Source organism: Pseudomonas sp. PS01299 (assembly GCF_029960145.1).
Lineage (GTDB): Bacteria > Pseudomonadota > Gammaproteobacteria > Pseudomonadales > Pseudomonadaceae > Aquipseudomonas > Aquipseudomonas putida_A.
Genome location: NZ_JASCPO010000212.1, coordinates 1 through 10,315, shown reverse-complemented (window position 1 = coordinate 10,315; position 10,315 = coordinate 1). Strand labels below are relative to the sequence as shown.

Annotated in this window: 10 protein-coding genes; 2 read left to right on the top strand and 8 right to left on the bottom strand. The window is 61.6% G+C overall.

The window, feature by feature from the left end; all coding sequences use genetic code 11:
* Positions 1-239: 239 nt before the first annotated feature.
* The 8 genes from QMX91_RS25095 to QMX91_RS25060 all read right to left on the bottom strand — a co-directional run bounded on the left by QMX91_RS25095 (position 240) and on the right by QMX91_RS25060 (position 8,528).
* On the bottom strand, positions 240-1,109 hold the full coding sequence (locus tag QMX91_RS25095; RefSeq protein WP_007968750.1) for an oxaloacetate decarboxylase: 870 nt from the start codon (positions 1,107-1,109) through the stop codon (positions 240-242).
* Between the two features lie 185 nt (positions 1,110-1,294).
* Positions 1,295-2,329, bottom strand: a complete 1,035-nt coding sequence (astA, locus tag QMX91_RS25090; RefSeq protein ID WP_134786762.1) for an arginine N-succinyltransferase — start codon at positions 2,327-2,329, stop codon at positions 1,295-1,297.
* A 61-nt stretch (positions 2,330-2,390) separates the two neighbouring features.
* Positions 2,391-3,407 (bottom strand): arginine N-succinyltransferase, encoded by a 1,017-nt coding sequence (locus QMX91_RS25085; RefSeq protein ID WP_282413537.1) that lies wholly within the window; start codon positions 3,405-3,407, stop codon positions 2,391-2,393.
* A 119-nt stretch (positions 3,408-3,526) separates the two neighbouring features.
* The gene (locus QMX91_RS25080) at positions 3,527-4,876 is read right to left on the bottom strand and encodes an APC family permease (RefSeq protein WP_282413536.1); all 1,350 of its coding nucleotides are present in this window, start codon (positions 4,874-4,876) and stop codon (positions 3,527-3,529) included.
* 86 nt (positions 4,877-4,962) lie between these two features.
* Positions 4,963-5,715, bottom strand: coding sequence for an N-formylglutamate amidohydrolase (locus tag QMX91_RS25075; protein ID WP_223008372.1), 753 nt, complete (start codon positions 5,713-5,715; stop codon positions 4,963-4,965).
* Positions 5,699-7,030, bottom strand: a complete 1,332-nt coding sequence (locus QMX91_RS25070) for a glutamine synthetase family protein (RefSeq protein WP_210558661.1) — start codon at positions 7,028-7,030, stop codon at positions 5,699-5,701. The genes QMX91_RS25075 and QMX91_RS25070 overlap by 17 nt, the downstream gene beginning before the upstream one ends.
* Positions 7,027-7,671 carry an isochorismatase family cysteine hydrolase gene (locus tag QMX91_RS25065; RefSeq protein ID WP_027611640.1) on the bottom strand — a complete coding sequence of 215 codons (645 nt, stop codon included), beginning with the start codon at positions 7,669-7,671 and terminating at the stop codon, positions 7,027-7,029. The genes QMX91_RS25070 and QMX91_RS25065 overlap by 4 nt, the downstream gene beginning before the upstream one ends.
* Before the next feature lie 2 nt (positions 7,672-7,673).
* A complete protein-coding gene (locus QMX91_RS25060) occupies positions 7,674-8,528 on the bottom strand; it encodes a MurR/RpiR family transcriptional regulator (protein WP_282413535.1) in 855 nt (284 codons plus the stop codon).
* A 446-nt stretch (positions 8,529-8,974) separates the two neighbouring features.
* On the opposite strand from QMX91_RS25060, the gene QMX91_RS25055 reads away from it, so the two are divergent.
* Both QMX91_RS25055 and cobF read left to right on the top strand, forming a co-directional pair.
* Positions 8,975-9,433 (top strand): histidine phosphatase family protein, encoded by a 459-nt coding sequence (locus QMX91_RS25055; protein WP_349016849.1) that lies wholly within the window; start codon positions 8,975-8,977, stop codon positions 9,431-9,433.
* Positions 9,433-10,188 (top strand): precorrin-6A synthase (deacetylating), encoded by a 756-nt coding sequence (cobF, locus tag QMX91_RS25050; protein ID WP_282413533.1) that lies wholly within the window; start codon positions 9,433-9,435, stop codon positions 10,186-10,188. The genes QMX91_RS25055 and cobF overlap by 1 nt, the downstream gene beginning before the upstream one ends.
* Positions 10,189-10,315 lie beyond the last annotated feature (127 nt).

Below are 10,315 nucleotides of genomic sequence, written 5' to 3'. Positions count from 1 at the left end.
AGCTCGCTCCCACAATGGATCTGTGCCGAACACCACTGCTGTATTCACTGAAGATCCACTGTGGGAGCGGGCTTGCTCGCGAAGGCGGCGGGTCAGGCTAAATGGGTGTTGAATGTGCCGACGTCATCGCGAGCAGGCTAACTCCTGCATGGGATCTGTGTTCAACACCCATGCTGTGCTCACTGAAGATCCACTGTGGGAGCGAGCCTGCTCGCGAAGAGGCCAGTCCTGACCGCAGCTTATTCCTTGACGCTCATGTATTCCTTCGCCCACAGAATGTAATCCTCAGGCTGGGTATAGGTGTGCGTCAGCTCGGTGGCGCTCAGGTCCGAGGCCTGGGTGAAGATCTGGCGTTGTTCGCGCAGGCTGTCGTAGGTCGCCTTGATCGCGGCGAAGTAGGCGCCGTGGCCGTCGATAGTCACGCGCACCCCGAGTTCGGCCAGGCGCTTGTCGTCGCGCAGCGCCGGGTTGCCGTAGGTCACCAGCATCAGCGGGACCGTCAGGTGTTCGGCGATTTGCTCGAGCTGATCGAAGTCCTGCACCCCGACCATGCAGATGCCATCGGCACCGGCGGCCTGGTACTGCTTGGTGCGGCTGATGATTTCCTGATTCGGCAGGATCCCGGCGTTGGTGCGGGCGATGATTGCCATTTCCGAATCAACCCGGGCTTCCAGCGCCGCGCGGATCTTGCCGACGCCTTCGGCGACCGAGATCAGGTCGGTGGACTTACGGCCGAATTGCGCCGGCAGCAGGGTGTCTTCGATGGTCAGGGCGGCGACGCCGGCGCGTTCCAGTTCGACGATGGTGCGCATCACGTTGAGGGCGTTGCCGTAACCGTGGTCGGCGTCGGCGATCACTGGCAACTGGGCAACGCGGCCGATGCGGGTGGCCTGTTCGGCGAATTCGCTGAGGGTGATCAGGGCAAAGTCGGGGGCGCCCAGCACCTGCAGCGAGGCCACGGAGCCGCCGAGGATCCCCACTTCAAAACCCAGGTCTGCGGCAATGCGCGCGGACATCGGGTCGAACACCGAGGCGGTGTGGTAGCAGGTGTCGGAAGCCAGCAATTGACGGAAGTTACGGCGCAAATCTTGATGGGAAAGCCTGGTCATACGAGTTCCACCAATACAAAGGAATGGAACGGCTTGAGCAAAGGTGTCAACGCCGAAGAATGAAAAGGCTATCACGCGAATGGGTCAAGGTTCATGACGAATTTGCGAGTGAGGCGTCGATGAAGGATCCAGCGGCTGAAAGGTTTCATCGGCAGTCAGCGGATTTTCACTGGCTAAACCGCAGATCAGGCCGCTACCGCCTGTTGCTGTTGCCTGGGCAGCAGCACGGCGCGCACCGAATTGCCCGGTTGCAGTTGCAGGCGCTTGGCGGTGAGGCGATCGACCACCAGGGTATTGCCGACCAGACGACCGGGGGCCACGGTGATGCGGCAGTTCTCCAGGCGCCGGTTGTGGATCAGCCACAACGGTGCCTGATCGTCCGGCGTGCCGAGACTCAGGGTCAGCGCCAGGCTGTCGCGCACGGTACGAATGTTGCCGATCGGTGCTTCGATCACCGGGCCACCGTCGAAGATGTCGATGTAGCCCTTATGCACAAATCCTTCTTCGCGCAGTATCTTCAGCGCGGGCTCGGTATTGGGATGCGCCTGGCCGATGGCCGCCTGTGCCTGTTCGGTGAGCATGCAGGTGTACAACGGCTGGCGCGGCATCAGTTCGGCGATGAACGACTTGTTGCCCAGACCCGACAAGTGGTCAGCATGGCTGAAGTCCATCTGGAAGAAATGCCGGCCCAGACTGTCCCAGAACGGCGAGCAACCGAGTTCATCGGCACTGCCGCGCAGTTCGGCGATCATCTTCTCGCCAAACAGTTGCGGAAACTCGGCCACGAACAGCAGCCGCCCGAGCGACAGCAGCCGTCCATTGTTGCCATGGCGTTGCTCATGCTGAAGGAACAGCGAACACAGTTCCGACTGGCCGGTCAGCTCGTTATTGAGAAACAGCGTGGGGATCTGCCGCGAAATGCCCAGATCCGGTGCCGAACTCACGGTCAGGCCGACTCGGTAGTTGTACCACGGCTCGCGCAAGCCTACCGCGCCGGTCAGGGCGCTGACGCCGATCACCCGCAGGTCGTCATCTTCAAGCACGAACAGATAATCGGCGTCGGCCCGTTCCACTTGTCCGGAAAACGCGCGCTGGGCCCAACGCACCCGGTGGGCGAGGCGATCCTCATTGGCCGGGAGGGTGGTGAACCCCGGGCCGGCCTGTTGCACCAGGGTCATCAGTGCTGGCAGGTCGCTGACTTTGACCGGACGGACGATCATGCGGTAACTCCTTGTACGCGCCGGTTCGGGCACTGTCGTTGGGTGTGCAGCCGGTGGCGGTTCACAGGGCTATCACCCTGGTCGTGCTGCCATCGGTGACCTTCAGTGCGGCACACAGATCCGGCGTCAGCGACAGCGGTTGCTCAGGCTGGTAATCCAGTTCGGCGACGATGGCCCGGAAGCCATGCAGCGCGTCGTTGCTCAGCAGGTAATGGCCGCGGGCGTCGATCTGCGCCTGCTCGCGCACGCTGGCTGTCTTGCTGTGGGCGATAGAACGGATGTTCGCGGTGCGCGCATACAGGGTCGGGCCGGCGTCGAACAGGTCGATGTAGCTGTTGGTTTCAAAGCCTTCGCGTTCGAGGATGTCGAAGGCTTCCTGACCGTCCGGGTGAATTCGGCCGATGCATTCCTGTGCTGCCTGAGGCAGCATCGGTACGTAAATCGGGTATTGCGGCATCAGTTCGGCGAGAAACGTGCGGCTTTGCAGGCCGCACAGGCGCTCGGCCTCGACGTAGGGCAGGTCGAAGAAGTGTTTGCCCAGTGCGTCCCAGAACGGCGAATGACCGTTCTCATCGCTATAGCCGACGATCTCGGTGATCACCGCATCGGCAAAGCGTTGTGCGTGAGCGGCGATGAACAGCAGCCGTGCCCGCGACAGCAATTCGGAAAAGGCGCTGCGCACCAGTGCGTTGTCGATGTGAAACCCGCGCAATAGCGTGTGTCCGCTGAGGTCGTGACACAGTGACAACGCCGGCACCCCGTGCTCGATGTTCAGTTCCCGCGAAGCACTGGTGAAGTGGCGATTGCGCAAGCTGTAGAACGGGTCGTTGAAACCGGCCGTGGCGAGGATCTCCGAGCAACCGACCAGCCGTTGAGTGTCGAGGTCTTCCAGCACGAAGAAGTAGTTCTCCGGGCCTTGCGCCTGAATGTCGTTGTCGAACGAGGCACAGGAGCCGGCGATTTTTTCGCGCAGGCGTTCGCTGTCGTCAGGCAGCGACGTGACGCCGACCAGGCTGTTGCGGGCCAGCTGCTGCAATTGCGGCAGGTCGGTTGTCTCGACTGGGCGTAAGACCAGCATGGATGCACTCCTGTATCAAAGGGTCCGGTGATCCCCACCAAACCTGACTATCACTGTCGGTTGCCACGCTTTAAAGCGGCGGTCGCCTGATTTGTTGTCAGACGCCGCTCTTTTTCTTGTCAGCCATTGCTCGGGTCAGGCAGCGCGGTGCTGGCGCCGAGCTTGTTCAGGAAGAACAGGTACACCAGACCCAGCGCGATCCAGATCAGGCCGAGTTTCTGCGCATCGACGCCCATGTTGTACATGATGGCGGCGACGATGATGAAGCCGATCACCGGGCAGATCAGATGGCGTACGACCTGACCGGACTTCTGCCGACGCCAGTAGTAGTTGATCACTGTCAGGTGCAGCAGCATGAAACCGCTGAGGGCACCGAAGTTGACCAGCGAGGTCAGGGTGTCGACCGAATTGATGAACAGGTAGCAGATCACCAGCGACAGCACTGCCACCAGATAAATGCTCAGGTACGGGGTGTTGTGCTTCGGGTGCACCTTGGCCAGGACTTTCGGCAACTTGCCGTCGCGGGCCATGCCGAACAGCAGGCGCGACACTGCCGCTTGCGAGGTGATCGCCACCGCGACGCCCCAGGCCAGCGCGGTCGCCACCCCGGTCAGCGTCGCCAGCCAGCTGCCAGCGGCGATTTCGGCGATTTCATAGAATGCGGTGTCGGCGGACTTGAAACCCATGCCGGCAGCCAGATCGGTGGCGATCCAGGTCTGTACGACGAAAATCACGCCCATCACCACCAGAGTGATCAGTGCTGCGAGGCCGACGCTGCGGCCCGGATCGCCTTTGATTTCTTCGGCGAGGGTCGATATCGCATCGAAGCCAAGGAACGACAGCACCGCAATCGACACCGCTTGCATCAGCAGGGCGAAGTTGAACGTTTCCGGGTGATACAGCGGCGCCAGGGTCAGCTCGCCGTTGCCGCCGCCATTGTGCAGGGCGTTCCAGGCGTAGAACAGGAAGATTCCCAGTACCACCAGCTGCGCCAGCAGGAAGATGATGTTCATCCGTGCGGTGAAGGTGATCCCGCGCAGGTTGACGAACGTCGCGCTGACCAGAAACGCTAGAATGAAGCCGACCTTCGGAATGTCCGGGTACAGATGGTTCAGGGCCATCGCCGCGTAGACGTACAGCAGCGGTGGAATCAGCAGGTAGTCGAGCAGCATCAGCCAGCCGGCGATGAAGCCGACGTGTTGATTGAGGCCGCGTTGCGCGTAGGAATACACCGAACCGGCGACCGGAAACGCCTTGGCCATGCTGCCGTAGCTCAGCGCGGTGAACAGCATCGCGACCATGCCGATGATGTAGGCCAGCGGCACCATCCCGGGCGCCTCGGCATTCACGTAGCCATACACGCCGAAGGGGGCGATGGGGATCATGAAGATCATCCCGTACACCACCAGGTCGGTCAGTGTCAGGCTACGTTTCAACTCCTGTTTGTAGCCGAACTCTTCTATTTCCATGAAGCGCAACTCCTTGTCAGCCTATCCAGCGTTTTTAGTTGTTATGTCGATCCATCGTTACAGCGTCAGCAGTCTTGCAGCGTTCTTTACAGCAGTGGCGCCAGGCGCTCGGCCCACAGCGATACCGCCTCTGGGGTGCGCAGCAGATCGTTGCGCACCTCGATCAACACCGATTCCAGCCCCCGGGCATCGCCATGCACCGGCACGGTCATGTCGCCCAGCGGATCAACCCGGTACGGCTGGTTGCCCGCGACGTTCAGCGGGTGCTGGCCGAGGCCATCGATCACCCGTTGCGCATAGGCGCCGGCCTGACCGAACAGCACGCCGACTTCCAGCGGGCGCGGCTGGCCGTAATACACCGGGGTAAAACTGTGAATCCCCACTACCCGTACTGCTTGGCCTTGTGCAACGCGCTGGTCGATCAGGGTCTGCAGCCGGGCGTGAAACGGTTTGAACAGGGTCTGGCGCCGGTACTCGCGCGTGGCTTCGTCCAGCTCGCGGTTACCGGGCACCTGATAAATCTCGCTCTGCGCCGGAATGCTGTCGGGGGCATGCCGGGGCCGATTGAGGTCGATCAGCAGCCGTGAATAGTTGGCGCTCAACAGTGTCGCGCCGAGTGTCTCCGAGAGCTTTTCGGCCAGTTGCAGTGCGCCGATGTCCCAGGCGATGTGTTCGCGCGCGGCGGCATCGTCCAGGCCCAGATTGTTCAGGGCCTCGGGGATGTAGCGGCTGGCGTGCTCGCACACCAGAATCAACGGATGCGATGAATCTTCGCGGCTCAGGTTGTAGACCGGGCGGGTGTACAACCCCAGCTCGGCGGATTCAGTACAGGCGTGCATAGTGCTCACACAGGTCAGCGGGCGAGAGCTGTTCCGTCAGCGCCAGTTCCTCGGTTTTAAGGGCGTGGTAAGTGTCGAGCAACGGCTTGGGCAGCCATTGATTGAAGGCTGCACTGTCACGCAGGCAATCCAGCGCCTGGGCCAGCGAGGCGGGCAGGGCCACAATGCCCCGGGCCTTGCGTTGCTCGTTGTTGAGTGAATCGGGAATTTCATCGGTGATCGCGTTCAGCGCCAGACGCTGTTCGATGCCCAGCCGTCCGGCAATCAGCAGCGCGGCCATTGCCAGATGCGGCGAGGCGGTGGCGTCCATCGCGCGGAATTCCAGGTTGTACTGCGCCGCCACGGATTTGCCGCCCAGGCTCACGGTCGGACAAATGCGCAGCGCCGCTTCACGGTTCTGCTGCCCCAGACACGCATAGGACGCGCTCCAGTGGTGTGGCTGCAAACGCTCGTACGACACCGGTGTCGGCGCGGTGAACGCACACAGCGCCGGCAGGTAATGCAGGATCCCGGCGGCCCAATGCTGGCCGAGGGTCGACAGACCGTTGCTGGTGCCGGCGTCGTAGAGCAGTGGCAGACCTTGCAGGTCGAGCAGGCTGATGTGCAGGTGCACACCGTTGCACACCGCGTCGGCCTTGGTTTTCGGCGCGAAGCTGACATCGACGCCCATTTGCCGGGCGATTTCGCGGGTGATTTCGCGCACGTTGACCGCACGATCCGCCGCCGCCACGCCGAGGGTCGGCCGGCAGGTGATTTCGTATTGGTGCTTGCCGTATTCGGGCAGGAACATTTCCGGCTCAACGCCACCCGCGCGCAGCGCGCTGAGCAGCCAGCCGCCGAACTCGGCCCCCTGACGCTGGGCTTCGAGGGAAAATGCCAGATGCTCGGCAAAACCGGCATGCAGGTTGAATTCGTGTTCGAACGCTGCGTTGACCTGCAAACCGAGGTCGTCGCGATAGCGCTCGATTTCATCGCGCAGCAGCGTGCGCGGGCAAGCGCTCCACGGCCGGCCATCGGTCTCGCGGATGTCGCCGTGGATAAAGTCCAGCGCCGGTGCTGCGGCGTCCGGGCCATTACCGACCGTCACGCGGCTGCTCAAATCGGGAATCAACCGCAAATCACCATAAGCGCCCCATGGGTTGGTCGAGGCGATGATGTCCTGGGGCGTCAATGCACTGTTGGCCGGCACCCAGCCGCAACCGGCGGCTTGATAATGCTCCAGCTGATCGGTGGGAAACGAGCGGCCACGGGTGATGCCGATCAGGTCGGTGGTGACGATGGTGGTCATCGGCAACGGCGTCAGGCGCTCGCTCATGGACGCATCTCCTGCAAGCGGCCGAGCACGGTTTGTGTGTCAGTGATCCAGCAGTAACCCTTGATCGCGTTCAGGCAGGCGTCATGCCGCGCCGGGGTGTAGGTGGCGCAGGCGTCTTCGACCAGCGTCACCAGATAGCCACGGTCGGCGGCATCCCGCACGGCCATGTCGACGCACTGGTCGGTGACGATGCCGGCAATGATCAGGTGGCGGGTTTCGAGGTTGCGCAGTACGTAATCGATGTTGGTCGAGTTGAACACCCCTGACGAGGTTTTCGGCAACACGATTTCGTTTTCCACCGGGGTCAGGTCGTCGATGATCCGCGCCTGGGTGCTGCCCTTGGGCAGGTGCATGTCCGACAGTTTGTGATCCAGCGAGCGGTCGCGACCGTCGGCGGTCAAGCTTTCGATAATCGTGTGCAGCACATTCTGCCGCGCTTCGCGAAAGGCACTGAGCAAACGGCGCTGGTTGGGCACCACCTGCATGTGCGCGCGGGTCAGGAAATACTCGGCGTCCGGGCCGTTCAGATGCGGGTCGAACTGCGGTTCGAGCCAGGCACGCTGCATGTCCACCAGCAACAGAGCGGTGTGACCGGTGACGAACGGCAAATCCCGCGGCGAGCGGTGGGGAAGACTGAACATCCTTATTTATCCTCCAGCAGGTGGGTGTTGAAGTCGTTGCGCAGGGCGTCGATGCCTTCCAGGCGATCGGCCAGACCGGGGCTGCGCAGGGTCAGGCAGGCAATCAGCGCCTCGACCTGGGCCAGCGCCGGCACCATGGTGTCGAACGGCGAGGTCGATTCCACCGGAGCACTGATGATCAGGTCAGCCAGTTCACGCAGCGGCGAGGCATAGATGTCGGTGAACAGCACCACCCGCGCGTTGTTGTTCTTCGCCGCCGAGGCCACCCGCAGGGCCTGGGACTGGTAGCGCCGATAGTCGAACAGCAGCACCACGTCCTGGCGTTGCAGATCGAACAGGCGGTCGGGCAGTTGCGCGTTGTCCTCCAGGGCAAAGCAGCCGGGCCGCAGCAAGCGCAGGTGGTTGAGCAGGTAGTTGGCCATCAGGCTGCTGAAGCGCCCGCCGAAGCAGTAGATCTGGTGCCGGGTATCGAGCAGCCAGTCGAGCAGAATGCGCACGTCTTCGGGTTGCGTCAGAACCTGGGTTTCCACCAGCAGGCGTTGGCTGTCAGCCAGATAATGGCCCCAGGCATCGTCCTTGTTCAGGTGCGAACGCGGCTGCAACAGGGTGCGCGGCGAACGCAGGCGGTGGTCCATGTCGCTGAGCAGGGCGTCCTGAAACTCGGCGTAACCGCCGAATCCGAGCTTCTTCACCAGCCGCACGATGGTCGGATCGCTGACGCCGGCGTGTTCGGCCAGACGCGCCATCGGACCCAGGCCGTTGCGTGGATACTGGTCGAGCAGGGCGCGAATCACTTTGCGCTCCGACGGCGTCAGTTCCAGGCCGGGGTCGGTGATCAAGTCTCTGAGAGGGGGCATCCGGGCTCCTGCTGGATGAAGGGGGGGGTGTTGAATTCGTTTCACAATCCGTTAAAACAGTATTTATGTAACTCAGGTTACATGTCTAGTGAATTTTTAGCGTTGGCGATTCGACGTTTAAATAAGCTCACAACCCTGAGTAACAAGGGCTACACCTAAGTCTGTGCCTCTTGTAGTCCATTGCCTCCAGGCGTGTCAGACATTGCCGCTTTTTCTACTTCAGAGTACTGGGCTGGAGGTTCACGAGATCCCCTGAAGCGACCGGGTTACGGCACAATTGCCACAAGACCGGCGATTTGCCGCCGATTCAGCTGATGTTCATCGAGTGAAACCCTGTGCAGTCCACCCGTTTGACTTTGATTTGCCACGCGCGAACCGTCGCACAGAAATTGTCGCGCTTTCCTACGAACGAGCCTGTTGAAAATTCGCCATTGGCGCTCGGCGCGTTGGCCGCAAAATTCACCGGTGCCAGCCGTTTGTTGTGCGGGCCGGAACTGCGTACGCGCCAGACTGCCGAGTGGTTCGGTGCGGCGCCGCAAGTGGACGAAGCGCTGCGTGATTGCGATTGGGGGCGCTGGCACGGGCAAGCGATCAAGGATCTGCAAGTGCGCGAGGCCGAGGCCTTGCAGGCGTGGATCAATGATCCGCAGGCGGCACCCCATGGTGGCGAGTCGGTAATGCAGTTGAGCGAACGCGTGGCGGCATGGCTGACCAGTCTGCAAGGCGTATCGGGGCACATCGTCGCCGTCACCCATCCGTTTGTGGTGCGTGCGGCACTGATGCGGGTGTTACAGGGCGCGGCGTTCAACGCCATTGATGTTGAACCGCTGTCCGTGGTTGAACTGCGGTTCAACGGCATCTGGCGGCTACGCTTGGCGGGTATCGATCTTGCGGGAGCACAGTGATGAAACGACTGCTGGTCATCGGCATCGGCGCCGGAAACCCCGACTACATCACGATGCAGGCGGTGAAAGCGCTTAACCGCGTGGACGTGTTCTTCCTGATGGACAAAGGCCAGAGCAAGGACAAGCTGCTCGACCTGCGTCGTGACATCTGTGAACGCTACATCACCAATCCTGGCTATCGATTCGTCGAAGCCCACAGCCCGGAACGCGAGCGTGGCGACGTGGACTACACCCGTGCGGTCGAAGATCTGAACCGCGTCAAGCAAGAAACCTTCGAGCGGCTGATCAATGAAGAATTGGCTGACAAAGAATGCGGCGGTTTCCTCGTGTGGGGCGACCCGGCGCTGTACGACAGCACGATTCGTATTCTGCAGGCGATTCTGGCGTCAGGCCGCTGTGCTTTCGAGTTTGAAGTGATCCCGGGGATTACCAGCGTTCAGGCGTTGGCGGCGCAGCATAAGGTGCCATTGAACAGCATTGGTCGGTCAATCGAAATCACCACGGGCCGGCGTCTGGCGGCGGGGCAGGTGAGTGACACCGACAGCCTGGTGGTGATGCTCGACGCTGAAGATTCCTACCACCATGTGGCGGATCAGCAGACCGAGATTTATTGGGGAGCCTACCTGGGCACACCGGATGAAATTCTGATCAGTGGCAAGCTCAAGGATGTGGCGGCCGAGATCGAGCGGGTGCGCAAAGCAGCCCGTGCCGAGCATGGGTGGATCATGGATACCTATCTGTTGCGTAAGCCGTAGGTTTATTGTGGCTGGACTGGCCTCTTCGCGAGCAAGCTCGCTCCCACAGGGGGGCCCATTTCAAATGTGGGAGCGAGCTTGCTCGCGAAGGGGTCATCACCGTCAACTCAAGAAATGGCCTTGACCC

Coding starts and splice junctions, on each gene's coding strand:
- QMX91_RS25075 (WP_223008372.1), bottom strand. CDS start 5,715: ATGCACGCCTGTACTGAATCCGCCGAGCTGGGGTTGTACACCCGCCCG.
- QMX91_RS25095 (WP_007968750.1), bottom strand. CDS start 1,109: ATGACCAGGCTTTCCCATCAAGATTTGCGCCGTAACTTCCGTCAATTG.
- cobF (WP_282413533.1), top strand. CDS start 9,433: ATGAAACGACTGCTGGTCATCGGCATCGGCGCCGGAAACCCCGACTAC.
- QMX91_RS25060 (WP_282413535.1), bottom strand. CDS start 8,528: ATGCCCCCTCTCAGAGACTTGATCACCGACCCCGGCCTGGAACTGACG.
- astA (WP_134786762.1), bottom strand. CDS start 2,329: ATGATCGTCCGTCCGGTCAAAGTCAGCGACCTGCCAGCACTGATGACC.
- QMX91_RS25070 (WP_210558661.1), bottom strand. CDS start 7,030: ATGAGCGAGCGCCTGACGCCGTTGCCGATGACCACCATCGTCACCACC.
- QMX91_RS25065 (WP_027611640.1), bottom strand. CDS start 7,671: ATGTTCAGTCTTCCCCACCGCTCGCCGCGGGATTTGCCGTTCGTCACC.
- QMX91_RS25085 (WP_282413537.1), bottom strand. CDS start 3,407: ATGCTGGTCTTACGCCCAGTCGAGACAACCGACCTGCCGCAATTGCAG.
- QMX91_RS25080 (WP_282413536.1), bottom strand. CDS start 4,876: ATGGAAATAGAAGAGTTCGGCTACAAACAGGAGTTGAAACGTAGCCTG.